Annotated in this window: 26 protein-coding genes; 14 read left to right on the top strand and 12 right to left on the bottom strand. The window is 69.8% G+C overall.

From position 1 onward, the window contains the following. Window positions 1–85: 85 nt before the first annotated feature. Complete coding sequence (locus tag NR111_RS15910; protein WP_096905514.1) at window positions 86–502, bottom strand: PaaI family thioesterase; 417 nt, start codon at window positions 500–502, stop codon at window positions 86–88. Window positions 503–609: 107 nt separating this feature from the next. After that, window positions 610–1,374: a hypothetical protein gene (locus tag NR111_RS15905; protein WP_256821364.1), complete on the bottom strand. Its 765-nt coding sequence runs from the start codon at window positions 1,372–1,374 to the stop codon at window positions 610–612. Between the two features lie 297 nt (window positions 1,375–1,671). Here NR111_RS15905 and gndA point away from each other — a divergent pair, with 297 nt between their 5' ends. From gndA to NR111_RS15890, 3 genes are read left to right on the top strand one after another with little or no spacing between them, the layout of a single operon-like run. Further along, window positions 1,672–3,144, top strand: a complete 1,473-nt coding sequence (gene gndA, locus NR111_RS15900; RefSeq protein ID WP_154830675.1) for an NADP-dependent phosphogluconate dehydrogenase — start codon at window positions 1,672–1,674, stop codon at window positions 3,142–3,144. 41 nt (window positions 3,145–3,185) lie between these two features. Next, window positions 3,186–4,472, top strand: coding sequence for a DEAD/DEAH box helicase (locus NR111_RS15895; RefSeq protein ID WP_240341283.1), 1,287 nt, complete (start codon window positions 3,186–3,188; stop codon window positions 4,470–4,472). Beyond that, window positions 4,469–5,416 (top strand): hypothetical protein, encoded by a 948-nt coding sequence (locus NR111_RS15890; protein ID WP_256821362.1) that lies wholly within the window; start codon window positions 4,469–4,471, stop codon window positions 5,414–5,416. The genes NR111_RS15895 and NR111_RS15890 overlap by 4 nt, the downstream gene beginning before the upstream one ends. A 20-nt stretch (window positions 5,417–5,436) precedes the next feature. Here NR111_RS15890 and NR111_RS15885 read toward each other — a convergent pair whose 3' ends face one another. Next, window positions 5,437–6,372, bottom strand: a complete 936-nt coding sequence (locus tag NR111_RS15885; protein WP_067717406.1) for a hydrogen peroxide-inducible genes activator — start codon at window positions 6,370–6,372, stop codon at window positions 5,437–5,439. Between the two features lie 152 nt (window positions 6,373–6,524). On the opposite strand from NR111_RS15885, the gene NR111_RS15880 reads away from it, so the two are divergent. The 3 genes from NR111_RS15880 to NR111_RS15870 all read left to right on the top strand — a co-directional run bounded on the left by NR111_RS15880 (window position 6,525) and on the right by NR111_RS15870 (window position 8,780). After that, complete coding sequence (locus NR111_RS15880; RefSeq protein WP_067717408.1) at window positions 6,525–7,121, top strand: peroxiredoxin; 597 nt, start codon at window positions 6,525–6,527, stop codon at window positions 7,119–7,121. Next, a complete protein-coding gene (locus NR111_RS15875; protein WP_067717410.1) occupies window positions 7,118–7,642 on the top strand; it encodes a carboxymuconolactone decarboxylase family protein in 525 nt (174 codons plus the stop codon). The genes NR111_RS15880 and NR111_RS15875 overlap by 4 nt, the downstream gene beginning before the upstream one ends. 178 nt (window positions 7,643–7,820) lie before the next feature. Further along, the gene (locus tag NR111_RS15870; RefSeq protein WP_256821373.1) at window positions 7,821–8,780 is read left to right on the top strand and encodes a hypothetical protein; all 960 of its coding nucleotides are present in this window, start codon (window positions 7,821–7,823) and stop codon (window positions 8,778–8,780) included. 94 nt (window positions 8,781–8,874) lie between these two features. Here NR111_RS15870 and NR111_RS15865 read toward each other — a convergent pair whose 3' ends face one another. The 4 genes from NR111_RS15865 to dut form a co-directional block, all read right to left on the bottom strand. Continuing rightward, window positions 8,875–9,510, bottom strand: a complete 636-nt coding sequence (locus tag NR111_RS15865; protein WP_069388906.1) for a DUF3159 domain-containing protein — start codon at window positions 9,508–9,510, stop codon at window positions 8,875–8,877. 79 nt (window positions 9,511–9,589) lie between these two features. Further along, the gene (locus NR111_RS15860; protein ID WP_227022268.1) at window positions 9,590–9,859 is read right to left on the bottom strand and encodes a hypothetical protein; all 270 of its coding nucleotides are present in this window, start codon (window positions 9,857–9,859) and stop codon (window positions 9,590–9,592) included. Window positions 9,860–10,029: 170 nt separating this feature from the next. Beyond that, entirely contained in the window at window positions 10,030–10,929 is a 900-nt protein-coding gene (locus NR111_RS15855; protein ID WP_256821361.1) for a DUF3710 domain-containing protein, read from the bottom strand. A gap of 80 nt (window positions 10,930–11,009) precedes the next feature. Continuing rightward, window positions 11,010–11,489, bottom strand: a complete 480-nt coding sequence (gene dut / locus NR111_RS15850) for a dUTP diphosphatase (protein WP_256821360.1) — start codon at window positions 11,487–11,489, stop codon at window positions 11,010–11,012. 54 nt (window positions 11,490–11,543) lie between these two features. On the opposite strand from dut, the gene NR111_RS15845 reads away from it, so the two are divergent. Continuing rightward, the gene (locus NR111_RS15845; RefSeq protein WP_067715853.1) at window positions 11,544–12,050 is read left to right on the top strand and encodes a DUF3093 domain-containing protein; all 507 of its coding nucleotides are present in this window, start codon (window positions 11,544–11,546) and stop codon (window positions 12,048–12,050) included. 34 nt (window positions 12,051–12,084) lie between these two features. Here the strand turns inward: NR111_RS15845 and NR111_RS15840 are convergent, their stop codons facing one another. After that, entirely contained in the window at window positions 12,085–12,387 is a 303-nt protein-coding gene (locus NR111_RS15840; RefSeq protein ID WP_067715850.1) for a DUF4193 domain-containing protein, read from the bottom strand. Between the two features lie 203 nt (window positions 12,388–12,590). On the opposite strand from NR111_RS15840, the gene cei reads away from it, so the two are divergent. After that, window positions 12,591–13,229, top strand: a complete 639-nt coding sequence (gene cei / locus NR111_RS15835; protein ID WP_256821359.1) for an envelope integrity protein Cei — start codon at window positions 12,591–12,593, stop codon at window positions 13,227–13,229. Here the strand turns inward: cei and NR111_RS15830 are convergent. Further along, window positions 13,219–14,094, bottom strand: coding sequence for an inositol monophosphatase family protein (locus tag NR111_RS15830; protein WP_154830742.1), 876 nt, complete (start codon window positions 14,092–14,094; stop codon window positions 13,219–13,221). The genes cei and NR111_RS15830 overlap by 11 nt on opposite strands. A 226-nt stretch (window positions 14,095–14,320) precedes the next feature. On the opposite strand from NR111_RS15830, the gene ppgK reads away from it, so the two are divergent. Both ppgK and NR111_RS15820 read left to right on the top strand, forming a co-directional pair. Beyond that, complete coding sequence (ppgK, locus tag NR111_RS15825) at window positions 14,321–15,175, top strand: polyphosphate--glucose phosphotransferase (RefSeq protein WP_256821357.1); 855 nt, start codon at window positions 14,321–14,323, stop codon at window positions 15,173–15,175. A 178-nt stretch (window positions 15,176–15,353) separates the two neighbouring features. Continuing rightward, complete coding sequence (locus tag NR111_RS15820) at window positions 15,354–16,715, top strand: RNA polymerase sigma factor (protein WP_120283123.1); 1,362 nt, start codon at window positions 15,354–15,356, stop codon at window positions 16,713–16,715. Between the two features lie 75 nt (window positions 16,716–16,790). Here NR111_RS15820 and NR111_RS15815 read toward each other — a convergent pair whose 3' ends face one another. Both NR111_RS15815 and NR111_RS15810 read right to left on the bottom strand, forming a co-directional pair. Beyond that, on the bottom strand, window positions 16,791–18,629 hold the full coding sequence (locus tag NR111_RS15815; protein WP_067715840.1) for a DEAD/DEAH box helicase: 1,839 nt from the start codon (window positions 18,627–18,629) through the stop codon (window positions 16,791–16,793). After that, a complete protein-coding gene (locus NR111_RS15810; protein ID WP_017837712.1) occupies window positions 18,622–18,867 on the bottom strand; it encodes a DUF3039 domain-containing protein in 246 nt (81 codons plus the stop codon). The genes NR111_RS15815 and NR111_RS15810 overlap by 8 nt, the downstream gene beginning before the upstream one ends. A 58-nt stretch (window positions 18,868–18,925) precedes the next feature. Between NR111_RS15810 and NR111_RS15805 the strand changes: the two genes are divergently transcribed. The 4 genes from NR111_RS15805 to NR111_RS15790 all read left to right on the top strand — a co-directional run bounded on the left by NR111_RS15805 (window position 18,926) and on the right by NR111_RS15790 (window position 22,523). Next, a complete protein-coding gene (locus NR111_RS15805) occupies window positions 18,926–19,366 on the top strand; it encodes a DUF3099 domain-containing protein (protein ID WP_132063283.1) in 441 nt (146 codons plus the stop codon). Next, entirely contained in the window at window positions 19,363–20,958 is a 1,596-nt protein-coding gene (locus NR111_RS15800; protein WP_256821355.1) for a class I SAM-dependent methyltransferase, read from the top strand. The genes NR111_RS15805 and NR111_RS15800 overlap by 4 nt, the downstream gene beginning before the upstream one ends. Next, the gene (gene dtd / locus NR111_RS15795; RefSeq protein WP_067715834.1) at window positions 20,955–21,392 is read left to right on the top strand and encodes a D-aminoacyl-tRNA deacylase; all 438 of its coding nucleotides are present in this window, start codon (window positions 20,955–20,957) and stop codon (window positions 21,390–21,392) included. Before NR111_RS15800 ends, dtd begins: the two co-directional genes overlap by 4 nt. A 162-nt stretch (window positions 21,393–21,554) precedes the next feature. After that, window positions 21,555–22,523, top strand: coding sequence for a sigma-70 family RNA polymerase sigma factor (locus NR111_RS15790; protein ID WP_096905525.1), 969 nt, complete (start codon window positions 21,555–21,557; stop codon window positions 22,521–22,523). 178 nt (window positions 22,524–22,701) lie between these two features. Here the strand turns inward: NR111_RS15790 and NR111_RS15785 are convergent, their stop codons facing one another. After that, window positions 22,702–25,452 (bottom strand): GNAT family N-acetyltransferase, encoded by a 2,751-nt coding sequence (locus tag NR111_RS15785; protein WP_083249826.1) that lies wholly within the window; start codon window positions 25,450–25,452, stop codon window positions 22,702–22,704. Window positions 25,453–25,467: the final 15 nt, after the last annotated feature.

The following is a 25,467-nucleotide window of genomic DNA, read 5'->3' as shown; positions in this document are numbered from 1 at the left end:
GCGACGCGCCCGGCGGATCCACCCGCCGGGCGCGTCTTTCTCTCTGCCAGGGAGTTCTCCCGGTCTCAGACGCTTCCCTGCCCGGTTACTGGAGATTCGCGAGCCGTACCTGCCCGACCGCTGCGGTGCGCCCCCGGTCGTCCTCGATCTCGACCCGCCAGAGTTGCTGTGAGCGGCCGCGGTGGACGGGCGTGCCCGTCGCCGTGAGGGTGCCCTCCGTGACGGCGCGCAGGAAGTCGGTGGAGTTGTTGACACCGACCACCTTGCCCTCGCCACCGAGCCACACCGCGCCGGCGATACTCGCGACCTCCTCCGCGATCGCGCAGTACACACCGCCATGGACGATCCCGTAGGGCTGGTGGAGATGCGGCCCCACCGTCACCGTGACGACCACCTTGTCGGGCGTCACCTCGGTGTATTCCATCCCGATCCCGCCGCCGAACCCGGTCCCGGAATGGGAACGGATCATGTCGATGAATTCGCTACGAGCCGCCTCGGACATCCGACCTCTTTCCCCGGCCCGGCGAGCCCGGGCGTCCGGGACGGAACGTTACCCGCGGGGACGGGCGCCCGTCGCGACTCCCTCGACGCGCAGCGCGCCTACGACGCTCAGCGGACCGATCGCCAACCGCGGTCCCGCACGGGGATCGGCCCGGCACCGGGGGTGCGTGGGAGCCGGCTCCGTCGCCGGACCGCCAGGCCCGAGTCGTGGAGAGCCTGCAGGACCATCTGCCCGCGACGGTAGCCGGTCTCCTGACTGGTCTCCGCGAACGTGGGAACGATCGTCGCGGCGCCGAGGACGCACTCGCCCGCCATCGACCACGGCGTCTCCACACTGCAGTTGCTCACCGCCGACAGCCCCTCGAACACCGTCGTCAGTGTCGCGCGCGACCGGCAGGCGAGCCACTGCGCCAATGCCTGCTCGCAGGGCAGGATCACGGTGCCGGGCGAACCCGCGACGGGGTCGTCGGGCAGCACCCTCAGGGTGGTGTCGCGGACGCCCGCCCAGTCCAGGCCGCCCTCGATGTCGGTTCGCACGGCCATGTTCTCGGCGCCGGTGTCCCACACCCTGCCGATGGTGACGAAACTGGCCACGGCCCTGCCGAGGACGCCGTGGGTGAATGCCTCCGCCACGAGATAGGTCGAGAAACGGATATCGCCGGACTCCGCGAAGTGGTTGCGGAACATGAGTTCCACCCGCCCGCTGTCGACCGCCTGCTCGAGCGGCACCCACCGACGTCGCGACTGCGTGCCCAGATCAGCGATCGAGTAGAACTTGGGATAGCCCGCGCGAAAGCCGCCGAGCGCCTCGACCGTGTCGTCGAACACGGTGCGTGTCCCCATCAACTGCGTGGGCAGCGTTGAGCCGGTCATGTCTGGTCTTCCCCCTAGTCGGTTCCTCTACACGGCCGGTCCGTCCCTACGAAGTACGTCCCGGCACCGCGATCCGACCCCCCGATCCGCAGTGGCCCAGGTCATCCGGCCGGTATTAAGTGTTACAACAGACACCCGTCCGTAACCAAGGGATTTCGCCCGGTTCGGCCAAACGGTGCACTCAGTGCACGTCTGATCTGTCAGCAAGAACACAGGTGGTGTTCAGCCACGCGGTGAGTGTCGGTACCCATCACCGCAGGTCCGACCGGCCGGGGGGCGTCGACTACTCTGAACACCATGAGTACTGAACGCGAAGGCGCGACGCCCACCTCCGACACTGCCGGAACCGCCGATATCGGTGTGACCGGTCTCGCCGTCATGGGCTCGAACATCGCCCGCAACTTCGCCCGGCACGGGTACACGGTCGCCGTCCACAACCGCTCCGCGGGGAAGACCGACGCACTGCTCGGCGCGCACGGCGATGACGGGGACTTCGTCCGCACCGAGACGATCGAGGAGTTCGCGGCAGCGCTGCGTTCCCCCCGTCGGGCACTGGTCATGGTCCAGGCCGGCGCACCCACCGATGCAGTGATCGACGCGCTCGCCGATGCCTTCGACGAGGGCGACATCATCATCGATGGTGGCAACTCCCTGTACACGGACACCATCCGGCGCGAGAAGGCCATGGCCGCGCGCGGAATCCGGTTCATCGGTGCCGGGATCTCCGGCGGCGAGGAAGGGGCCCTGGAGGGACCGTCCATCATGCCGGGCGGCCCGGCCTCCAGCTATGAGGTCGTCGGGCCGATGCTCGAGGACATCTCGGCGAAGGTCGACGGCATCCCCTGCTGTACCCATGTCGGCGAGGACGGCTCGGGGCACTTCGTCAAGATGGTCCACAACGGCATCGAATACTCGGACATGCAGCTCATCGGCGAGGCCTACCATCTCCTCCGGGGCGTGGCCGGGATCGAGCCGGCCGCCATGGCCGATACATTCCGCGACTGGAACACAGGCGAACTCGACTCCTACCTCATCGAGATCACCGCCGAGGTCCTCGCCCAGGTGGACGCCGAGACCGGCGCCCCCCTGGTGGACGTGATCGTGGATCGGGCCGGACAGAAGGGCACCGGTCGCTGGACCGTCAAGTCCGCTCTCGACCTGGGCGTCCCCGTCACCGGTATCGCCGAGGCGGTGTTCGCGCGAGCCCTCTCGAGCTCGGTTCCGCAGCGCGAAGCCGGTCGGGCCCTGCCCGCGGGCTCCGTATCCACTCCCGCCGGGATCGGCCCCGATTTCGTGGAGGACGTGCGCAAGGCGCTCTACGCGTCCAAGGTCATCGCCTACGCCCAGGGGTTCGATCAGATCACCGCTGCCAACGCCGAGCACGGCTGGGACGTGGCGCGCGGTGACCTCGCCACCATCTGGCGCGGGGGTTGCATCATCCGCGCCACGTTCCTCGACCGCATCCGCGAGGCGTACGCCGAGAACGGCGATCTCCCCTCACTCCTCGCCGCGCCGTACTTCGCCGAGGCCCTGTCCGACTGCGTGGACAGTTGGCGCCGGGTCGTGACGACCGCGGTGACCGCAGGGATCCCCGCACCCGGGTTCTCCGCCGCCCTGGCCTACTACGACGGCCTCCGGACCGAACGCCTGCCGGCCGCGCTCATCCAGGGCCAGCGTGACTTCTTCGGCGCGCACACCTACCAGCGCACCGATCGAGAGGGGAGCTACCACACCCTCTGGAGCGGCGACCGTTCAGAGGTGCGGGCCTGACCGGCCCGCGGCCCGGGGAACTGGGCCGCCTGCTCGAGGAGTTGGGAGTCGCGGTCCCGATCCGGCACGCCGTGTCGGGTCTGGTTCCGGGGACGCCCACCCCGATCCAGGCCGCCGCCCTCGCGGATGCCGTCGGGGGCGCGAACCTCCTGGCCGTCGCCCCCACCGGATCGGGCAAGACGTTGGTGTTCGCCATCGCGGTGGCCCACCGCCTCGCCGGGTCACCGAGCCTGACCGGCCGGCCCCGCGCCCTGGTCGTCGCCCCCACTCGCGAACTGGCCGAGCAGAACGCCGAGGTCCTCGCCGCGGTGGGCGCGGGCGCCGGGCTGAAGATCGCCTCGTTCGTCGGGGGACAACCCCTCAAACGGGACCGGCGCGCGCTCATAGCTCCGGTCGACGTGGCCGTCGGGACCCCCGGGCGTCTCGCCGACCTGGTGCGCGCCTCGGCCCTGTCCCTGGACGGTGTGGACCTGGTGGTGCTCGACGAAGCCGATCAACTGCTGGGTCCGTCCTTCGCCGAGCAGACAGAGGCCCTTCTCGCCGACTGCGTCGGCGCGGGCCTCGTGGCGACCACCGCCACGGCCGACGACGACATCGAGTCGATTCTGGAACGCACACGCCCGGGACTCCGGGTGCACCGCGTGGAGCACTCACCGCTCCCGTCGTCGGCCCCCACCCGCGGCGACTCCGAGGCGGCCGGGGCACCTCGTCGACTGGTGGTGCTCTCGACCCCGGACCCGGACCGTCTGGTGGTCCGCCTGGCGGCACGGTGCACCCGTGGCCTGTTCTTCGTCCCCAGACGGGACGCCGTGGAGCCCCTGCGTTCGGCAATCGCCGACACCGGCGTCACCGCTGCCGGGGTCGCGGGGTCCGCCTCCCCCACCCGCCGGGCGGCCGCGTTCGCCGATCTGGCATCGGGCGCGGTGAGGGTCCTGGTGAGCACCGACCTGGCGGGGCGGGGCCTCGACATCGACAGCATCGGACACGTGGTGCACGTGGGCCCACCGCACTCGATGGACGACCTCGTCCACCGCTCCGGGAGAACCGGTCGAGGCGACGCCCGGGCCGGCGTCGTCGCCGCGGTTCTCCGTCCCTTCGAGGTCGCCAAGGTCGCCGACCAGGCACGTTCGGCCGGCATGACGGTCGAGATCGTCGACACCTCCCGGTCCGACGCGGAGCGGGTCATCGACGCGCTGTTCGGCCCGGAGATCGTCCTGCCACGTACCCGCAGGGCACCCGCACCGTCGGAGCGGTCCCGCCGCCCCTCGCAACCCCGACGTCCGACGCAGTCCCGGGTTCACCGCCCCAAACGGAAGAAACGCTCGTGACCTCGGCGCGGCGACGGAACCGTCATCGAGTCGGTGCCCCGGTCGTCGTTCCCGAAGAGCTGTGGCGCGTTCGCGAACAGCGACACCACGACAGGGTCGACCGTCTCACCACCGACCACCTGGAGCGACGTCGCAGGGGCGAGCAACACCCGGTCGTCGACTTCCTCTTCACGTACTACCGGACCAGCGTCGCCACCGTCCGACGGTGGCACCCGGGCCCGGGTGTCCTACTGGAGAACGCCCACCTGACCGAACGTCAGGACTGGCGCCACTACCGCCGGGAGAGTGTGGCCGGCCGAGAGGGGCTCGTGGTCGACGCACCCTCGGTGTGGCGACGCGCCGGCGGCAGGATCACACGGGCACGTGACGTGATCGCGTCCACCGCGTCCCGCCGGGGCGCCACCGGATGCTTCGGTCTGCACGAATGGGCGATGCTGTACGAGACCGGACAGGGGGACGTCCGGCACGGCCGGGTACCCCTGCGGCTCCCACACGAGCGGATCGACGAGGTCGTCCGAGGTTCCCGCCTGCGGTGCACGCACTTCGACGCTTTCCGCTTCTTCACCGATGCCGCCGTCCCCCGAAACCAGGATTCGCTGACCCGGGACGACCAACTCCGACTGGAGCAGCCTGCCTGTCTCCACGCCGGAATGGACATCTACGCCCACACCGCGACGGTGGAGGCGGGAGCACCGGGGGAACTACTCTTGGACTCCCTCGCGGCGGCATTCGACGCGCGGGAGGTGGACATGCGGTCCTCCCCCTACGATCTGTCCTCCTGGGGGCTCCAACCGATCCGGGTGGAGACCAGCGAGGGTCGGGCCGAGTTCGTCGCGTTCCAGAAGAAGTGGACGGAGCGCACACAGGGCCTCAGGTCGAGATTCCTCGCCGCCGTCGACACACTGGAGGACCTGGCGTCCCCCGTGGGCGATCTGGTGACCTGAGGACGTGAGCTGAGGACTCGTCACACCGGGGCCGCGTCGAACTGGTCTACGGCCACCTCGGCGACGACTCTGCCGAACTCGCCGTAGGCTTCCGCTCCCGCGGTGGCGCTGCGCAGTACCAATCCGATCGTGCGGCCCGGGACGGGATCAGCGAACCTCGCGACCGCGATCCCCGGATCCCGGGTCTCGGGACCGACCGCGGACTCGGGGACGAGCGTCACGCCCAGACCACCCGCCACACACCGAACCGCGGTGGTCAGCGATGCGGCTCGGGACTCCCCTCTGCCCAACACGGGGGCGGACACCCGGCGGCACAGTTCCACCGTCTGTTCGCGCAGACAGTGCCCCTCGTCGAGCATCAACAGCGGTTGGTCGACGAGGATCTCCAAGGGCAACCCCTCTCTGCCCGCGAGTTCGTGATCCGCGGGCACGAGGAGCGCGAAGGGCTCGCTGTACAGCGGCGTGGCGGCCACCCCCACAGCGTCCGTGGGGACGGCCATGATCGCCAGGTCGATCACGCCGCTCCGGAGTCCGTCCAGGAGCCTGGCCGTCTGATCCTCGACGACCCTCGGTCGCAGGTCCGGGAACCGCTCCCCCAGTGCGGGCAGCAGCCCGGGCAAGAGATAGGGAGCCACCGTCGGGATGACCCCGATGCGCAGCGAGCCGAACAACGGCCCGTCGCTTCCCGCCGCCGCGTCCGCCACCGCGTCCATCGCGGTCACCGCGGCCCGGGCGTACGGCAGGAGCCGGTGACCCGCGGGGGTGACGAGGACGGAGCGGGTGCTGCGCTCGACCAGGTGGAGACCGAGCCCGTCCTCCAGCGTCGCCAGGGCCTGGGACAGCGAGGGCTGGCTCATGCCGAGGTCCTCCGCGGCGCTACGAAAGTGCAGCCGCTCCGCCACCGCGAGGAACACCCGGAGCTGCATGAGACTCGGAACGAACCGATGATCGGCCATGTCGATGAGTCTATGCCCGGCGATAACCAGAAGTCGATGATTATTTGCACAATCCTATGAGTGATCTACCTCTCATCGGCTTTACCTCTCATAGGAAGTGGGGCATAGTCGGGTTCGTCCGTCCGACACAGGCACATCCTCAGGAGGATCACATGGCTATTCTCACCATCGGCGACCAGTTCCCCGATTTCGAACTCACCGCACTCAAGGGCGGTGACCTGCAGGCGGTCAACGCCCAGCAGCCGGAGGACTACTTCGAGACCGTCACCAACCAGTCCTACGAGGGCAAGTGGCGCGTGATCTTCTTCTACCCGAAGGACTTCACCTTCGTCTGCCCCACGGAGATCGCCGCGTTCGGCAAGCTCGACGAGGACTTCCAGGACCGCGACACGCAGATCCTCGGCGGCTCCATCGACAACGAGTTCGCGCACTTCAACTGGCGTGCGACCAACGACGAGCTCAAGACCGTGCCGTTCCCGCTGCTGTCGGACATCAAGCACGAGCTCATCCGCGCTCTCGGCGTGGAGAACGCCGACGGCGTCGCAGATCGTGCCACCTTCATCGTCGACCCGGACAACGTCATCCAGTTCGTCTCGGTCACCCCGGACGCTGTCGGCCGCAACGTGGACGAGGTTCTCCGCGTCCTCGACGCCCTCCAGTCGTCCGAGGTCTGCGCCTGCAACTGGCAGAAGAACGACCCGACGAAGAACATCAACAAGATGGACATGCTGCAGGAGGGCATCAAGTGAGCATTGAGAATCTGAAGTCCGGACTCCCCGAGTTCGCCAAGGATCTCAAGCTGAACCTGGGTTCGCTCGCGCGATCCACCGAGCTGAACCAGCAGCAGCTCTGGGGGACGTTCCTCGCCACCGCCGCTGCGACCAAGTCGGCGACCGTCCTGTCAGAGATCGCGGACGAGGCCCGCCAGCACCTGTCGGACGAGGCGTTCAACGCCGCCCTCGGCGCCGCCTCGATCATGGGGATGAACAACGTGGCCTACCGCGCCAAGGAGTTCCTGGGCGATGACTACACCCAGGTCCGCATGGGCCTGCGGATGAACATCATCGCCAACCCGGGCGTGGAGAAGGCCGACTTCGAGCTGTGGTCGATGGCCGTCTCCACGATCAACGGCTGCGAGAACTGTACTGCCGCTCACGATGCCGTCATCCGCAAGGAGGGCATCACCAAGGAGCAGGCCTGGGAGGCGGTGAAGATCGCCGGCACCGTCGCCGGCGTCGCACAGGCCGTCGAGATCGACGCAAACATCTGATCCTCACCCTCCCCCGGTGAACACGGGCCCCGCTGACCGCGCGTCAGCGGGGCCCTGTCGTCTCTTCCGGTTGCGGGCGCGCGGCGAGTTGCCCCTCCCGCAAAGCACTCCCCGGCACTAGGTTCGTATGTAGAGCCGGGGAAATCCTTCGCGGCGCACCTAGCGATCTGGAGACGTCATGACTACCGGAGGTACCCCGTCAGGGGACGGCTTTCCGAACGATCCGTCCAACTCCGGCCCGGGCGAGCCGAACTGGGGCCGGGGTTACGGGGAACAGGGCCACGGGAACCAGAATTACGGCCCGACGCAGGGTCAGGAGCCCTACCCGGGGCAGGGTTACGGCCAGGAGCCCTACCCGGGGCAGGGTCAAGGTCACGAGCCCTACCCCGGCCAGGCATACGGGCAACAGGGCTACGGCCAGCAGAATTATGGCCACCAGTCCTTCGGCGATCCCGCCTACGGCGGTGCGTACGGGCAGAGCGGTCCGGGCGGCGGCCCGGTCATGACGGGCAAGGTGTCCGCGACCGACGCGGTCAGTGCCGGTTGGCAGCTGTTCAAGAACAACCCGCTGCCCTGGGTTCTCATCACCCTGGCGAGCGTGGTGGTCGGCAGTATCGCGGGGCAGCTCGCGAACTCCGAGTCTCTCGGGGTGGTGTTCTCGGCCCAGATCATCTCCTTCGTCGTCGGACTGCTGTTCCAGGCGTTCATCCTGCGCGGCGCCCTGCTCGAGGTGGACGGACACAGGCCCGCTATCGGCGACTTCTTCAAACTGCACAACTTCGGCTGGTTCGTCGTCGCGGCGATCCTCGTCGGGATCGCGACGTTCGTCGGGCTCATCGGCTTCATCATCGGCGCGTTCGTCGTGGCGTTCTTCCTGTACTGGACGCAGTACTTCGTCGTCGACCGCAACATGACCGCCACCGACGCGATCGTCTCGAGCTTCAACGCGATCAAGTCGGACGCCGGCAACCTCTTCGCACTCGCCCTCCTCAACGTCCTCATCCTCGTGGTGGGCGCGCTGGCACTGCTCGTCGGCCTGTTCGTGGCGATTCCGGTCACCACACTCGCCTCGGTCTACGCCTACCGGGCGATCACCGGGCCGAGCGACTTCTCCCGCGCCGCGACCGCGGCGGTCTGACCCCCCGCCGACGTCGTCCATCGCTCGCGAAGCAACCGGACAGCCCCGACGACCATCCGGTCGCCGGGGCTGTCCCGTCCCGCGGAGCGGAGCGTCAGGCGCCGCCGGTCTCGTCCTCGGGTGACGCCGGGGCCCCGGCGTCAGCGTCAGCCTCGTGCAGCATCTCCTTCTCGTGCGTCGAGGCCCGTCGGACCGCCCAGACGGTTCCCAGGAAGGCCACGAGTGCCAACGGCCATCCCATGCCGATGCGCGCGGCACCGAGCCAGGTGACCTCGTCATTGAGGTACAGCGCGTATTGCAGGACGGCTCGGATGGCGAACAGTCCGGCCCAGAACGACGTCGCGACCGTATACCACCGCCGGGCCGCCGGAATCCGGCGCCAGGCCATCCCCCTGCCGTCGAGGAATCCCCAGATCACTCCGACCAGAGGCCAGCGGACGAGCGCGGAGATCGCGAACGCCGCGCCGTACACGGCCTGGGTGATGATCCCGTAGAGGAAATAACCCTTGGCGTCGCCGGTCCGCCAGGCGATGAAGACGCAGATGGCGACACCGATGAAACCCGAGATCGCGGGCTGCGGGTTCTCGCGACGCCCCAGCGACCACGCCAACATCGCCACGGCGACGCCCAGCGCACCCCAGATCGCGGCGGTCAGCCCCCAGATCCCGTTGAGGGGGACGAACGTGAGAATCGGGATCGACGAGTACACCAGCCCCCGGATCCCGCCCATCTGATCGATCAGGGACGCGTCGGGGTCCCCGAAGGACGATTTCCGGCGCGTCGCACCGGTCTTCTGCGGGGTCGCCCGTTCAGACTCGGTCACGCGACTCCTCCACGGCGGTGCGGGGCTGCTCGTCCAGTAGCTCATAACGCGGGTTGAACATGATCTTGTGTCCGTGCCGGACGCCGACCCGTCCGGTGACACGGAGGCACCGGCCGGTGTCGATGCCCGGAACGGTGCGTCGCCCGAGCCAACACACCTCGACCGCGCCCGTGCCGTCGAAGACCTCGGCGGTGAGACCGAGGAAGTCCTCTCCCCCACACGTCAGGACGGTGCGGACACGCCCCGTCAGGGTCACGTGATCCCCACGCGACACAGTCGCGACATGCGAGCATCCGGTACGGTGCACCCGGCCGGCGAGGTCAGCCGCGTCGAGCATTTCCACCGGATCGGTGAGCCGGGCGGTCAATGCCCGGAGCGTTCGGGGGAACGGCACGGTCACCCCCCCCGCTCGCTGGTCGGGAAACCTCACAGGTCGTCGTCCCCGTCACGGAGCCTGTCCATCGCGCTACCGTCTCTCCGCGGCGCCCTGGGGGCACTGTCCGGCGCGGGCGACGCCGCGGGAGCGGCAGGCTGCGCCTGGGGGTTCCGGGATGCCCGAGCCTCCTGCGATGCCGGCGACTGGGCCTGCGTCTGGCCGGCAGGGCCTGGCTGGCGCGTCTGGCCGGCACTGCCGGGCTGGCCGGTCTGGCCTGCCGCCATCTGCTGCTGGTACGCCTGTGCCTGCTGCTGCGCGGCCAGCTGGGACTGCGCCTGCGTCAGTGCTTGTTGGATCTCGTCCGGAATGGTGAGCGGTAGCTGCTCACGAACCGGCATGGGGCCGTCCCCGCGATGGATGAGCAGGTGCTGGAAGACCTCGCGGCCCTCCTCCGCAGCCTGGTCCGCCAGCTCGGGGGTGGCCATGATCCGCACCTCGGCGGTCCAACGGTGGCCGTCGACCCCGATCGCGCGGAAAACGGCTCCCGGCATCACCGCCACCAGTTCACGCCCCCACGGCCCGTCCTCGACGGAGACGTCCGCACCCTGTTGCTCGAGCTGCTCGCGCATTCCCGTCACCATCGTCCGCCACTGACCCGCGGACTTGGGCGCGGCGAACGCGCGTGGGATGACCCTCGAGACCTGGGTGACCACATGGAACTCGGGCTGACCGTTGGGATCCAACGCGACGTTCAGGTCCCGCCCCTTGGGGACGCCGATGACCAGCGAACCGAGGTCGATGTGGCCGTATCCGAGCGCGGTGTAGTACCCGGGTACGTCACCGACGGACGAGCGGTCATGCGGCCCCGTCGTGGAGGGGGCCTGCGACTCCTGCTCGGCGGCCGTGGTGGCGTCGCGGGCCCCGGTCACCGGCTTCTTTCGTCCGAACATGGTGGAAATCCTCTCCCCGTGCGACCCTGCCCCGAACGGGACCGTCTCGGGTCGACGCTACCCAACGAGGTCGACGCCGGTCAGGGCAGGCGGTGATGCCCGCCCGTCGACCCGTGGCCGCCCTCACCCCGGTCTGTCTCGTCGAGTTCGTCGACCTCGACGACGTCCCACAGTTCCACACGCTGGACCAGGAGCTGTGCGATGCGGTCACCTCGCCCGATACGAACCGGTTCGGTGGGATCCAGATTGATGAGGTTGACCTTGATCTCCCCCCGGTACCCGGCGTCGACGGTTCCCGGCGCGTTGACGATCGACAGACCCGCGCGCGCGGCCAGACCCGACCGTGGGTGGACCAGGCCGACATAGCCCGCGGGGATCGCCACGGCGATCCCGGTCCCCATCAATGCCCGTCGTCCGGGGGCCAGCTCGCAGCCGTGCGCGGCGTGGAGATCGACACCGGCATCCGTCGCATGGGCCCGGACCGGCAGGGGCACACCCCCGTCCAGGCGGCGTACCCGAAGTACTCCACCGGTCCCGTTGGACTCGTCCGGATTGTTCATGGCGCTCGCGCCCTCCTGCCGGGTCCGACCCGGTTGCTCGATAGTCTTGACGTCGTGACCGACGAAGATCTCCGCCCGCCGCCCGATCGCGCTCCGCGCCCGGTTCACTCGGAAACCCTCCGGGTCCCGGCATGGTGGTGGGTCGTCCTCGCCGTGATCACCGTCGTGGTGGTCGCCCAGGCGCTCGTCATCGGAGCGCGGTGGTGGCTGTGGCTGCTGGCCGTCGTGGTCCCCGTCCTGCTCGCCTGGCTGTTCATCTCCGTCGGCCGGGTGAAGATCGAGGTCGAGTCCGACGGCCAGGGAGGGGGGACCCTCTATGCGGGCAACGCCCGCCTGCCCTTCGACGCCATCGCCCGCAGCGCCGTCGTGCCCGCCACCGCCAAGCAGGCCGCGATGGGGCGGCAGCTCGACCCCGAGGCCTTCGTGGTCCACAGGGGATACATCCCCACGATGGTGATCATCGTCCTCGACGACCCGATGGATCCCACCCCGTACTGGCTCATCAGCACGCGGGACCCCGAAGGCCTCGCAGCGGCGCTTCCGGACAACCACTACAGCTGACCGGCCGAGCCGCGGCGGAGTAGCCGGCGGTCGATCAGCCGGCGCAGTCCACGCAGATCGGCATCCCGTCCCGCTCCTCGGCGAAACGGCTGCGGTGATGCACCAGGAAGCACTCACCACAGGTGAACTCGTTGTCCTGCTCCGGCACGACACGCACCGTGAGCTCCTCGCCGGACAGGTCGGCGCCCGGCAGTTCGTAGGACTCGGCGGTGTCCGTCTCGTCGACGTCGACCTCGCCGGTCGCTCCCTCTGCGCGCCGGGCCTTCAGCTCCTCCAGCGAATCGCCGGTGAGCTCGTCGGCCTCGGTGCGGCGGGGGGCGTCGTAGTCGGTTGCCATGAGTCTCATTTCTGCGGGTCTGTGTGGGGGGCGCGCGGACCGGTCGTGTCGCGACCAGCGCACGCATAGTAACGGAATTAATCGGCATTTTCATCCGCGGCATCCGCCAGTGCGGCGACCGGGCCGACAGACGCCGGGCGTTTACAGTGATGGGTCAGGGCCCGGAGGGGCTCTCACTCCGTCCACCTGCAGGAAAGGACCTCATGGTCGTCCACCTCAGCACCCAGGCGACACCGAGTCCGACCCCCACCCGGGGGATACACCGTCTGCGTTCCGCCTACGTCCTGTTCGTAGTGGTGGCGCTGGTGCTGGGAGCACTCGTCTGGGCCACCGCACTGCGGGGAAATGACGCCGCCACACAGGCCGCGGCGTGTCCGGTACCCCCCGCGGCCGAGGACGCGGGCCTCCGTGACCAGCCCGCGGACGCCCTCGACGGGGTCGAGCCGGCACTACTGGACGAGACCCGCGTCCGCGTGCTGAACGCGAACGGGCAGAGCGGGCAGGCCGGAGCCGTGGCCGCTCAACTCGCCGAACGCGGATTCCAGCCCGCCGGCTCGAACGCCATCGGCAACGACCCGATCTACGGGCAGGCCCTCGAGTGCCACGGACAGATCCGCTACGGCGACGCGGGGCAGGCGGCCGCGCGGTCACTCTCGCTCGCGGCGCCGTGCATGCAACTGGTGAGGGACGGCCGTGAGGACAACACGGTCGACCTCGTACTGGGCACGATCTTCTCGCGGTTGTCCGACTCGACGGAGGCGGTGGGGGCACTCGACGAACTCGAGGTCGGGCGTCAGCCCATCTCCGCCGAACTCGACGCGGCCCGCATGGTCAGCTGTTGACCCCGGCCGACAGGTGGTCGAGCGCACCGAGGAAGTCTTCCGCCACGCCGGGCGATGCAGCGGTCGTCGGCACCGCGGGGTCGTCCGACACGGTTACCATCGCACCGGCTTCGCCCGCGACGAGGGCCCCGGCAGCGTAGTCCCACGGCTTCAACCCGCGCTCGTAGTAGGCATCCAGCCGACCACCGGCGACCATGCACAGATCCAGTGCCGCCGACCCACACCTCCGGATGTCCCGTACGCGCGGCAGCAGGCCCGCGACCACCCGACCCTGCTCGGCCCGGATCCCGGCGTCGTAGGAGAAGCCGGTACCGACCAGTGACAGGGACAGGTCCACGCACGCCGAGGTCCGCAGCGCCCTCGACGTGCCGTCGGCCTCCCGCAGGGTCGCCCCGCGGCCGAGGCCTGCCGACCACGTCTCACGGGTGACGATGTTGTGCACCGCCCCCGCCACCACGACGCCGTCCACCTCCGCGGCCACCGAGACCGCCGTGAACGGGATGCCATAGAGCAGGTTGACGGTCCCGTCGACCGGGTCGACGATCCAGCGCACGCCTCCCCGGCCACCCGGGGCGTCGGCCGAACCGGACTCCTCGCCGCCCTCCTCGCCCAGCACCCGGTCACCCGGGCGGCTGGACTCGATCTCCTTGCGCAGATGCTGCTCCACCGAGGTGTCGATGACGGTCACCGGATCCGTGGCCGAGGTCTTGGAGCGCGAGTCCAGACCAGACGTGTCGAACTCGGCCAGCATTCGCCGCGCCACGTCACCGCCGGAAGAGGCGAACCGCAGCGCGAGGGCCAGCAAGTCGTCGATGAACTCCGGGCCCGGTCGGCCCACCGCCGCGTCTGTCCCCCGCCCCGTCATGTGCGTCTCCTCGTCGTCGTATCCCACATGGTCGTATCCCACATGTTCGTATCCCACATCGTCCTCACCCACTGTCGTCACCCGGTGCCCCTCCGGCGATGATCCCGCCCGGCGGCGCGACCGACGGATATCCTGGCGGGCGCCCCACGCCCATCGTGCCCCGACGACGCGGGCGCCCGACGACCCACGCCGCGCCCGTGTACGTCCCGCCACCCAGGAGCCCGACATGTCCGTCCCCACCCCCGCAGCGACCGACCTCCCACCGGGCACCCCGGGCACTCCCACAGGCCTCGGCGTCGATGTGGGCGGCACCGGGATCAAAGTGGGGCTCGTCGACCTCGCACGCGGCGAACTCATCGGGGACAGAGTCGTGCGGGGCACCCCCCAGCCCGCCACGCCCGACGCGATCGCGCAGAGCATCCGCGAGATGACCGAGGAGTTCGATTGGACGGGCCCGGTCGGGGTCGCCCTGCCCAGCGTCATCCACGAGGGGGTGGCGCGGATCGCCCACAACATCGACAAATCGTGGATCGGGTGCGACGTGGCGGAGCTGTTCGACCGGCATCTCCCCGGCCGCACCGTGCTCATGCTCAACGATGCCGACGCCGCCGGTCTCACCGAGGTGCACTACGGCGCCGGCGAGGGAATCGACGGGCTGGTGATCCTCCTGACCTTCGGTACGGGCATCGGCTCCGCCCTCCTGCTCGACGGGAGACTGCTGCCGAACTCCGAGTTCGGTCACGTGATCGTCGAGGACATCGCCGGACGCGGATTCGACGAGGCCGAGCACCTGGCCTCCGCCGCGGTCCGGTCCCGCGACGGCCTGAGCTTCGCCGAATGGGCCCCCCACGTGTCCAACGTGCTGCGCTCGATCGAGGACCTCCTGTGGCCCCGCGCCTTCGTCCTGGGCGGCGGGGTCAGCGAGGTCGCCGACGAGTGGTTCCCTCTCCTCGAGAACCGGACCCCGGTGCGGGCCGCGGTCCGGCGCGGCGACGCCGGGATCATCGGCGCAGCGCTGTACGCGGCCGGCCATTCGGGCGTTCTCGACCTCGGCGGGGCACTACCAGACAACGAGGACTGACCCGGACCAACCCCGCCGGATGCGACCCCCCGACAAGAATCTCGTTACAATGGCCCACGCCGGGAACACGTACCGGCCGGGGACGGGCCCGGTACCGCAAGGCGGACGGCTCGAGTGTCTGCAGAAGGCGGCATCGATCCCCGATTCCCATCAAGTAACCGGTTGTGAAGGGGCGTTTGTGGCAGCCACGAAGACCACCAGTTCGGATTCCGCGGCGAGCGGCGATCCGTTGGACAGCGAGGTCGCTGGCGAGGCCCCCGCCAAGAAGACCGCCGCGCGCAAGGCGCCCGCGAAGAAGACGGCGGCCAAGAAGACCGCCGCCAAGAAGGCCCCGGCGAAGAAGGCGGCCGCCAAGAAGACCGCGGCCAAGAAGACCGCCGCCCCGACGAAGCCCGAGGGCGTCGACGGCGACCAGGTCGACGAAGAGCCGACCGATGCTCCCGAGGCCGAGCCGGACACCTCCGAGCTGGAGGACGTCGAGGTCGACGTCGAGGACGTCGAAGCGGACGAGGAGACCAAGGAAGAGCCCACCGCCAAAGACAAGGCGTCGGGCGATTTCGTCTGGGACGAGGACGAGTCGGAGGCCCTGCGCCAGGCGCGCAAGGACGCCGAGCTGACCGCCTCCGCCGACTCCGTACGCGCGTACCTCAAGCAGATCGGCAAGGTCGCCCTCCTCAACGCCGAGGAGGAGGTCGAGCTGGCCAAGCGCATCGAGGCCGGCCTGTACGCCACCTGGTTCCAGGCGCAGGTCGCCGAGCGCGGGGAGAAGCTCACCACCGCGCAGAAGCGTGATTACCGATGGATCGAGCGCGACGGCGTCCGCGCCAAGAACCACCTGCTCGAGGCCAACCTGCGACTCGTCGTCTCGCTGGCCAAGCGCTACACCGGCCGCGGCATGGCGTTCCTGGACCTCATCCAGGAGGGCAACCTCGGTCTGATCCGCGCGGTCGAGAAGTTCGACTACACCAAGGGCTACAAGTTCTCGACCTACGCCACCTGGTGGATCCGGCAGGCCATCACCCGCGCGATGGCCGACCAGGCCCGCACCATCCGTATCCCGGTGCACATGGTCGAGGTCATCAACAAGCTCGGGCGTATCCAGCGTGAGCTGCTCCAGGACCTGGGCCGCGAGCCCACCCCCGAGGAGCTCGCCAAGGAGATGGACATCACCCCGGAGAAGGTGCTGGAGATCCAGCAGTACGCCCGGGAGCCGATCTCGCTCGACCAGACCATCGGCGACGAGGGCGACTCGCAGCTCGGTGACTTCATCGAGGACTCCGAGGCCGTGGTGGCCGTGGACGCCGTGAGCTTCACACTCCTGCAGGACCAGCTCCGTTCCGTCCTCGACACGCTGTCCGAGCGTGAGGCGGGCGTGGTGCGGCTGCGCTTCGGCCTCACCGACGGGCTGCCGCGCACCCTCGACGAGATCGGGCAGGTCTACGGGGTCACGCGCGAGCGGATCCGGCAGATCGAGTCCAAGACGATGTCGAAGCTGCGCCATCCCTCGCGCTCCCAGGTGCTGCGCGACTACCTGGACTGACTCGACCGCGAACAGCGGGCCCCCGCCGAGATCTCGGCAGGGGCCCGCTGTCGTCTGTCAGCCGGGGTCCGGACATCACCAGCTCCGCAGGAGGGTGATCCTCTCGCGGATCTGCTCGGCGGAGGCCATCGGCACGGGCGGGCCGCCGCACGCATTGCGGAGCTGCGTGTGGATCGCCCCGTGCGACTTGCCCAGGCGACCCGAGTACACCGACACGAGGGTGTTGAGCTGACGCCGCAGGTCCTTGAGCTCGGCGGCGGAGGCGACCCGCTCCGCGGCCGCGCCGGCGTGCGCGCCGGGTCCGGCGGCGTTGCCGGGGATGGTCGCCCCGGACACCGCCGGGTCGGCGCCCACGACCGCGACCGACCCCGCCCCGGAGGCGGACTGGGCGGACGTGCGCTTGATCTGTTCCTTCTCGCGCTGCCGCAGCAGGGCTTTGACATCGTCGGCGCCCAACAGCCCGGGGAGCCCGATGTAGTCGGCCTCCTCCTCGCTGCCGGCGAATGTGGCCGTGCCGTAGGACGAGCCCTCGTACACGATCTGGTCGAGCTCTGCGTCGGCGCCGAGGGAGATGTAACCGCGGTCCTCGTCGTCCTCGGTGTTCTCGTCCTGCTGCTGGTTCGCCTGGGCGAGCAGCTGGTCCTCCAGCCCCTCCTCCCGGTGGGGCTTGCCCAGGACGTGGTCGCGCTGCGCCTCCATCTGCGAAGCCAGTTGCAGCAGCACGGGTACGGACGGGAGGAACACCGACGCGGTCTCCCCGGGCCGACGGGACCGGACGAACCGCCCGATCGCCTGCGCGAAGTACAGGGGTGTCGAGGCACTGGTGGCGTACACGCCGACGCTCAGTCGTGGCACGTCGACGCCCTCGGAGACCATCCGGACCGCGACCATCCACTCGTCGGTGGAGTCGGAGAAGGTACCGATCCGACTCGAGGCGGTCGGGTCGTCGGAGAGGACGACGGTCGGCGGGGTGCCGGTGATCTCGGTGAGCAGGGCCGCGTACTCGCGGGCGCGCTCCTGGTCGGTGGCGATCACCAGACCGCCGGCGTCGGGCACTCCGCCGGCGCGGATCTGCCGGAGCCGGGTGTGCGCCGCCTGGAGCACGGCGGGCATCCAGTCACCGTGGGGGTCGAGGGCGACGCGCCAGGCACGGGACGTCTGGTCGGCACTCAGAGGCTCGCCGAGGCGGGCCGAGAACTCCTCGCCGGCGTTGCTGCGCCACCGGGCCTCGCCCGAGTAGGCGAGGAACACCACGGGGCGGACGACGCCGTCGGCCAGAGCATCGGCGTAGCCGTAGGAATGGTCGGCCTTGGAGCGCTGGTGTCCCTGCCCGTCGGGCTCGTAGGTGACGAACGGGATGGGACTGTCGTCGGACCGGAACGGGGTGCCGGTCAACGACAGGCGGCGCTCCGCGTCCTCGAACGCCTCGCGGATCGCGTCGCCCCAGCTCTTGGCGTCACCACCGTGGTGGATCTCGTCGAGGATCACCAGGGTGCGCCTGGACGCGGTGCGTTCCCGGTGCTTGAACGGGTGCGCGGCCACCTGGGCGTATGTCACCACCACGCCGTGGTATTCCGGGGCGAGCGCGCCCGAGGTGTTGGAGTACTCGGGGTCGAGAGCGATGCCGGCGCGCGCGGCCGAGGCGGCCCACTGGTACTTGAGGTGTTCGGTGGGGGCCACCACGGTGATCGCGTCGACCGTGCGGTCGGCGAGCAGTTCGGAGGCGACTCTCAGGCCGAACGTCGTCTTGCCGGCGCCCGGGGTCGCCACGGCGAGGAAGTCCTTCGGCCGCGCCATGAGGTACTTGCGCAGCGCGGTGCGCTGCCAGGCGCGCAGCGACGCACCCCCGGCCGGCGGGGTGGAGTGTTCTGCGGTCTGTTCGTCTGGGCCCGGGACCGCGCCGGGATCACTCACCAGGCTTCAGGGTCTCGTAGACGCGCTTGCACTCCGGGCACACCGGCGATCCGGGCTTCGCGGATCGGGTGACCGGGAAGACCTCACCGCACAGGGCGATCACGTAGGAACCCATGACCGCGCTCTCGGCGATCTTGCTCTTGTCCACATAGTGGAAGAACTTGGGTGCGTCGTCCTGCGTCTCCTCGGTCGTCGTGACCTCGGGACGCTCGAGTGTCTTCGTCCGGGTGGTACTCACCCCCTCATGATGCCGCACCCGGGCGTCGCGGCGCCAACGCCGGAGTACCTTGGGCCCCATGGCACCCGACTTCCGCCGTCAGCGATCCGGGGAACGGGACGACACCTCTAGGCCCGTTCTCATCACGGGCGCGCGCGAGTCGTACCACGACGAGCTGGCGGCCCGGAAGAAGCGCTACTTCCTGCTGATGAGTATCCGGATCCCCGCGCTCTTCCTGGCGGCGGGGTCGCTGGCCCTCTGGAACAACCCGTGGATCGCCCTGGCGATCGTGGCGGGGTCCATCCCGATTCCGTGGATCGCCGTCATCGGGGCCAATGACCGGCCTCCCCTGCCCAAGGGACAGGCCCGCACCTACACGGCGGGTCGCCTGTCGTCGAACATCCCGTATGCGCTGCCACCCGGGCTCACCGGGACGGACTCACCGCCCCGGGACACGAGCGCCCCCGACGCCGCACCCGATCCCACCCCGTCCGCCGACGAGAGCGACCTCGACACGTGAGCAGCCCGAACCCGACCCTCGCCGAACTCGCGCACGCGCTGGCCGAGGCGTTCCGGCGGCACGACTACACGGTGGAGGGACTGGAGCGCGCGTTGGGGCCCGAGGCGGTCTCGGCCCTGGACAGATCGGATGCCGCGACGGTCCGCCGTCACGCGCGTGACGCGAGGGGGGTCGGGACCCTGGTGCGGCTGTTCGTCCTGGGCGATCCGCTCCCCCGCTCCGAGGTCGCCGCGACCCTGCCCGGGGTCGACGTGCGGGACGGCGTCGCTGCCGGATTGTGGACCGCGATCGACGACGGTGCCTCCCTGCGTGCGGAGATCGACCTGCGTCCGGTCGACACCGGGCACGGGACCCGCTGGGTGTTCGCGGACGTCGACGGGTCGATGGTCCACACCACGACCCGGCCGGACCACGTCCTGGGGGTCGGGCAGGCGACGCTCTCGCTGCTGCGTGTCACGCCCTCGTCCACCACCGGGTCGGTCCTGGATCTCGGCACCGGGTGTGGGATCCAGATGGTCCACGCGTCGGGGTCCGCCCGAACCGTCACCGGGACCGATATCACCCCTCGGTGCCTCGAGTTGGCGGCCGCCACCCTGGCGATCAACGGCCAGCGTGCGGAGCTCCTGCACGGTCCGTGGTTCGAGCCCGTGGCGGGGCGCCGGTTCGACCGTATCGTCGCCAATCCCCCGTTCGTGGTGGGCCCGCCCGAGACCGGGCACTCCTACCGCGAGTCCGGCCTGAAGCTCGACGGTGCCAGTCGGACGGTCGTGTCGGGCGCGCCTCAGCATCTGGCCGACGGTGGCACCGCGGTTTTGCTGGCCTCCTGGGTGGAGCGGGAGGACTCGGACTGGCGGGCCCACGTGTCGTCGTGGGTGCCGGCCGAGGGCGTCGACGCATGGATCGTGAGGCGGGACGTCTCCGACCCCGGCCTCTACGTGTGGACCTGGCTCACCGACGAGGGCATGGACCCACGCGACGAGGCCACCACGCGGGCCGCGGACGCCTGGTTGGACCACTTCGCCGAGGAGGGTGTGGCCGGGATCGGGTTCGGCTACGTCTACCTCCGGCGGATCGACGGGCCGTCGTCCGTCCTGTGCGAGGACCTCACGCACCCGTTCGGCGACGGCCTCGGTGACGAGGCGGAGGCCTACTTCGCGCGCACGGCGTGGCTGCGGGAGGCCGCGGAGCAACACGGCGGACAGGAGCGCGCCCTCGATGCCACGGTCTTCACAGTGTCGCCGGACGTCCACCTCCACCTCTCCGAATCCCTCGCCCCCGCCGGGCCGGAGGAGGTCGGCTCCCCCTGTCCGTCCACCGTCGTGGTGGAGCGGGTCACCGGCGCCCGGTGGCGCCACGAGATCGATCCGCTCACCGCGAGCGTCCTGCGTGGGGCGCGGACGGGCGCGCTGCAGTTGGAGGACCTGGTGGTGCTCGCCGCGGTCGGTGCCGGGGAGGATCCCGACGCCCTCGCCGGCCCCGTCCGCCGGGTGGTCGCCGACCTGTTCCTCCACGGGTTCGTCGTCCCGGCGGGGATGCCAGGCCTCCTGCCCCCGGGGGTCGCCGCGGCCGTGGCCGCAGGGGCGGCGGGATGAGGGCCGTCGTCTCCCGGGTCACCGAGGCGTCGGTGACGGTGGACGGTGAGGTCGTCGGGGCCCTGTCACGCCCCGGACTGCTGGTCCTGTTGGGGGTGTCGGACGACGACGACGAGACCGACGTCGCCACGATGGTCCGCAAGATCTCGGACCTGCGGATCCTGCGGGAGGAACGCAGCGCCGCGGAGGTGGGCGCCCCCGTCCTGGTCGTCAGCCAGTTCACGCTCATGGGGTCGACCGCGAAGGGCAGGCGGCCGTCGTGGTCGAGAGCGGCTCGGGGCGAGGTGGCCGAACCCGTGGTGGACGCCGTGGTCCACGGTCTGCGCGAACGCGGCCTCGAGGTGGCCACGGGAGTCTTCGGCGCGATGATGCAGGTCCATTCGGTCAACGACGGCCCGTTCACGCTGCTGGTGGAGACCCCCGGCTCGGGCTGAGCGGGTTTCCTCGACGGATCGTGACCGACATCATCAGCGCGGGAACATTCCCGGTACCCCCGTCGTTGTAGAGGTACGTGACCGTGACCCGGCCACGCGCCTGATCCGTCCACCAGCAACCGAACGCCGGCCTCGTCACATGGCCAGGCAGGAGGAGGAGACATGACGTCAGCCACCACCCGATCGGACCGTCGGACGGAGGCGGGGCCGGACGGCCAGAGCCCGAGCGCTGACCTCGTCCGTGTCTACCTCAACGGGATCGGCAAGACGGCACTGCTCAACGCTGAGGACGAGGTCGAGCTCTCCAAGCGGATCGAGGCCGGTCTCTACGCCAAGCACGTGCTGGAGACCAAGAAGCGTCTGGGTCCGGTCCGCAAGGCCGACCTCAAGGCGATCGTCGCGGAAGGTGAGGCCGCCCGCGCCCATCTGCTGGAGGCCAACCTGCGCCTGGTGGTGTCGCTGGCCAAGCGCTACACGGGCCGCGGCATGCCGTTGCTGGACCTCATCCAGGAGGGCAACCTGGGCCTGATCCGTGCGATGGAGAAGTTCGACTACGCGAAGGGCTTCAAGTTCTCCACCTATGCCACCTGGTGGATCCGTCAGGCGATCACCCGCGGAATGGCCGATCAATCCCGCACCATCCGTCTGCCGGTCCACCTGGTCGAGCAGGTCAACAAGCTCGCCCGGATCAAGCGTGAACTCCACCAGCAGCTCGGCCGTGAGGCCTCCCTCGAGGAACTCGCCGAGGAGTCGGGCATCCCCGCGCACAAGATCGAGGAGCTGCTGGACCATTCGCGTGACCCGGTGAGCCTCGACATGCCGGTCGGCGCGGACGAGGAGGCGCCGCTCGGTGACTTCATCGAGGACGCCGAGGCCACCAGTGCGGAGAACACCGTGGTGACCAATGTGATGCACTCCGACGTGCGCGCGGTCCTGGCCACCCTCGAGGAGCGCGAGCAGCAGGTCATCACGCTGCGTTTCGGTCTCGACGACGGCCAGCCCCGCACCCTCGACCAGATCGGCAAGCGTTTCGGACTGTCGCGCGAGCGGGTCCGCCAGATCGAGCGCGAGGTCATGGCCAAGCTCCGCGAGGGCCGTCGCGCGGACAAGCTCCGCTCCTACGCCGTCTGACCGGACGCCGGATCGCACGCCGCACGATCAGACGCTGCCCGATCGGACGCCGCCCGATCAGACGCGAGCCGGGTTCCCCGGAGCCCTTCACACCGTGAGGTCGCAATCCCAGGGCCCCGCCTCCCCCGATCGGGAGGGGCGGGGCCTTCGCGGTGCCGTCCAGGGCCGACCACAGCGCCTAGCGCAGCCGGCGGGGCCCCTCGTCGGCGCTGAACCTGGGGGGCGGCCCCAGCCGGACCGTTGCGTAGAGCACCGCGAGACCGTCGGGTCCGGCGAGCGCCGGGTCCACCGACAGGCGCCGCATCTCCGGCACGTCCTCTACCAGGCATGAAACCCGCCCCATGAGCTCCACCAACGCGTCACGGTCCACAGGCGCGTCCCCGGCATACCCGTCGAGGAGCGCTGCGGCCCGGGGCCGGTCGAGCAGGGCGGCCGCCTCGCGGGGTGAGATCGGCAGCGTGCTGAACGCGCGGTCGGCCAGCAGATCCGACAACATCCCGGACAGTCCGAACGAGATGAGGGTGCCGAAGATCGGGTGATCGGCGACCCGGATGGTCACGGCGACCCCCTTGGTCGCCATCTTCTGCACGTGCAGGGAACGTGAGCCCGTCGTGGACTGGAGGAACGCGAAGGCATGCCGCACCGCGGCAGAGTCGACGAGGTCGAGTCGCACCCCGGACTGATCGCTGCGGGTCCGCCACCGGTCACTCATCGCCTTGACCGCCACCGGGTAGCCCAACTCGTCGGCGGCCATCACGGCCTGGTCGACATCCGTCACGACGCGGTAGTCGACGATGTCGATCCCGTAGCACTCCAACAGGGCCCGGACCTGGCCCTGCGTGAGCTCGAACGACTCGGTTCCGGCGTGGAGCTGGCAGAGCGAGTCCACGAGCTCCCGCGCGCGTGCGCGGTCGATGTCCTCGTACTCGGCGGGCTCCTCGGCCGGCTTGTCGAGCCACTCGGCGTACCGGCGGGCGCGCACCAGTGCGGACACCGCTCGTTCGGGATACGGGTAGGAGGGTATCGAGCCCCGCGCCGCCACCCCGGACTCGTCGGTCACCGTCAGTCCCTCCGGCAGCCCTTCCCCCGCGAGGAAGGTACTCACCACGGGCTTGCTGCTCTCGCCCGCGGCGGTACGGATCGCCTCGGCATAGGCGTCGGGTTCCGTCGCGACCGGAGGGACGAACACCGTCAGGACCGAGTCGACCTCGTCACGTGCGAGGACGTCCGCGATCGCCTCGCGGAACTCCTCCGGGGACGCGCCGGCACCCAGATCGACCGAATGCGCCACGGTGAAGCCCTGTTGACGCGCGGAGTCCCCGCCGAGGCGTCCGACCGCGGAGGAGTTGCCGACGATGCCGAGGCGACCTCCCGTGGGCAGCGGTTGGTAGGCCAGGAGCGTGGCGGTGTCGAACATGTCCGTGATGGAATCCACCTGGATGAGGCCGGAGTCGCGGAACAGTCCACCGATGGCGTTCGCCGTCAGCCCCTCGACGCCCGACTCCAGATCGTCGGCCGCTCGGCGGACCACCACCACCGGCTTGTTGCGCGCCACGCGCCGGGCGATCCGGGAGAACTTGCGGGCGTTACCGAAGCTCTCCAGGTAGAGCAGCACCACCTCGGTGGCGGTGTCGGTGTCCCAGTACTGCAGCAGGTCGTTGCCGGAGACGTCGGCGCGGTTACCGGCGGAGACGAACGTGGACAGCCCGAGCCCACGTCGGGCCGCGGCGGCGAGGATGGCGATCCCGAGCGCACCCGACTGGCAGAAGAACCCCGTGCGGCCGGGTCCCGGAACGACTTCTGCGAGGGTCGCGTTGAGCTGCACGTCGGGTGAGGTGTTGATCACCCCGAGCGCGTTGGGGCCGACCACGCGCATCCCGTGGGCGCGGGCCTCGCTGACCAGACGCCGTTCGGAGACGACGCCGGCGCTGCCGACGTCCGAGAACCCGGCGGAGATGACGACGAGGGTCGACACGCCCTTCGACAGGCAGTCGTCGAGGACTTCCGACATGGACGCCGCCGGTACTGCCACTACCGCGAGGTCCACGGGATCCGGGATGTCCCTGACGCTCGGATAGGCGCGCACGGACTGCACCGACGTGGCATCGGAATTGACGGGGTACACGGGACCGGAGAACCCGTTGCCGATGAGGTTGCGCAGTACCGTGTGCCCGATCTTGCCCACCTGGTCCGAGGCGCCGATCACGGCGACGGAACTGGGGTTGAGCACACGCGCCAGACTCCGTGCCTCCGCCGCCGCCTCCCGCGAGTTCCGGACATTGGTCAGGGCCTCGGATGGGTCGATCGCGAACTCCAGGTGGAGAGTGGACCCGTCGAACGAACGGGAGATCTCGTACCCGGCCCGCCGGAACACCTGGATCATCGACCGGTTCTCGGAGAGCACCTCGGCCTCGAAGTGGTCGATCCCGCATTCGGCCGCGGCGCCGGCCAGGTGCTCGAGGAAGATCGACCCCAGCCCACGCCCCTGATGCTGGTCGGAGATGGTGAACGCGACCTCGGCGAAGGTCGAGTTCGGCAGTCGCTCGTAGATCGCCATGCCGATGACCTCCGCGCCCAACTCGGCGACGAACGCCATCCGGTCGCGGTAGTCGACGTTGGTCATCCGGGCGAGTTCACGGTCGGACAGCACATCGTGCGATCCGAAGTAACGCAGGTAGCGGGTGCGCTCGGACAGGCTGGTGTGGAACCGGGAGATCTTCTCGGCGTCGTTGGGCAGGATCGGCCGCACGCGCACGGCCCGCCCGTCGGATCCGAGTACGTCCGCAGCCCACTCGTGGGGATAGCCCTCCGGGTACTCGTCGACGGAGGTGTCGGTCGACGCGTGCTCGGGTGGGTCCACCGCCGGGGTGGCGTCGGTCGGGTTCTCGGTCACCGTGTCAACGGTCTCGCGGTCGCCGGGGTGCGCCATGGGGTCCTCCAGGGA

Origin of the sequence: Dietzia sp. Die43 (assembly GCF_024519835.1) — a bacterium.
Lineage (GTDB): Bacteria > Actinomycetota > Actinomycetes > Mycobacteriales > Mycobacteriaceae > Dietzia > Dietzia kunjamensis.
The sequence above is the reverse complement of the archived record's forward strand: the minus strand, read 5'-3'. Positions and strand labels throughout refer to the sequence as shown.

What these genes read in the sequence shown, in the direction of transcription:
- NR111_RS15910 (WP_096905514.1), bottom strand. Translation starts at nt 502, where the DNA reads ATGTCCGAGGCGGCTCGTAGCGAATTCATCGACATGATCCGTTCCCAT.
- NR111_RS15905 (WP_256821364.1), bottom strand. Translation starts at nt 1,374, where the DNA reads ATGACCGGCTCAACGCTGCCCACGCAGTTGATGGGGACACGCACCGTG.
- NR111_RS15880 (WP_067717408.1), top strand. Translation starts at nt 6,525, where the DNA reads ATGGCTATTCTCACCATCGGCGACCAGTTCCCCGATTTCGAACTCACC.
- NR111_RS15840 (WP_067715850.1), bottom strand. Translation starts at nt 12,387, where the DNA reads ATGGCAACCGACTACGACGCCCCCCGCCGCACCGAGGCCGACGAGCTC.
- NR111_RS15785 (WP_083249826.1), bottom strand. Translation starts at nt 25,452, where the DNA reads ATGGCGCACCCCGGCGACCGCGAGACCGTTGACACGGTGACCGAGAAC.
- NR111_RS15830 (WP_154830742.1), bottom strand. Translation starts at nt 14,094, where the DNA reads ATGACGGGGCGGGGGACAGACGCGGCGGTGGGCCGACCGGGCCCGGAG.
- NR111_RS15885 (WP_067717406.1), bottom strand. Translation starts at nt 6,372, where the DNA reads ATGGCCGATCATCGGTTCGTTCCGAGTCTCATGCAGCTCCGGGTGTTC.
- dut (WP_256821360.1), bottom strand. Translation starts at nt 11,489, where the DNA reads ATGAACAATCCGGACGAGTCCAACGGGACCGGTGGAGTACTTCGGGTA.
- gndA (WP_154830675.1), top strand. Translation starts at nt 1,672, where the DNA reads ATGAGTACTGAACGCGAAGGCGCGACGCCCACCTCCGACACTGCCGGA.
- ppgK (WP_256821357.1), top strand. Translation starts at nt 14,321, where the DNA reads ATGTCCGTCCCCACCCCCGCAGCGACCGACCTCCCACCGGGCACCCCG.
- NR111_RS15805 (WP_132063283.1), top strand. Translation starts at nt 18,926, where the DNA reads ATGGCACCCGACTTCCGCCGTCAGCGATCCGGGGAACGGGACGACACC.
- NR111_RS15855 (WP_256821361.1), bottom strand. Translation starts at nt 10,929, where the DNA reads ATGTTCGGACGAAAGAAGCCGGTGACCGGGGCCCGCGACGCCACCACG.
- dtd (WP_067715834.1), top strand. Translation starts at nt 20,955, where the DNA reads ATGAGGGCCGTCGTCTCCCGGGTCACCGAGGCGTCGGTGACGGTGGAC.
- NR111_RS15790 (WP_096905525.1), top strand. Translation starts at nt 21,555, where the DNA reads ATGACGTCAGCCACCACCCGATCGGACCGTCGGACGGAGGCGGGGCCG.
- cei (WP_256821359.1), top strand. Translation starts at nt 12,591, where the DNA reads ATGGTCGTCCACCTCAGCACCCAGGCGACACCGAGTCCGACCCCCACC.
- NR111_RS15865 (WP_069388906.1), bottom strand. Translation starts at nt 9,510, where the DNA reads ATGGGCGGGATCCGGGGGCTGGTGTACTCGTCGATCCCGATTCTCACG.
- NR111_RS15870 (WP_256821373.1), top strand. Translation starts at nt 7,821, where the DNA reads ATGACTACCGGAGGTACCCCGTCAGGGGACGGCTTTCCGAACGATCCG.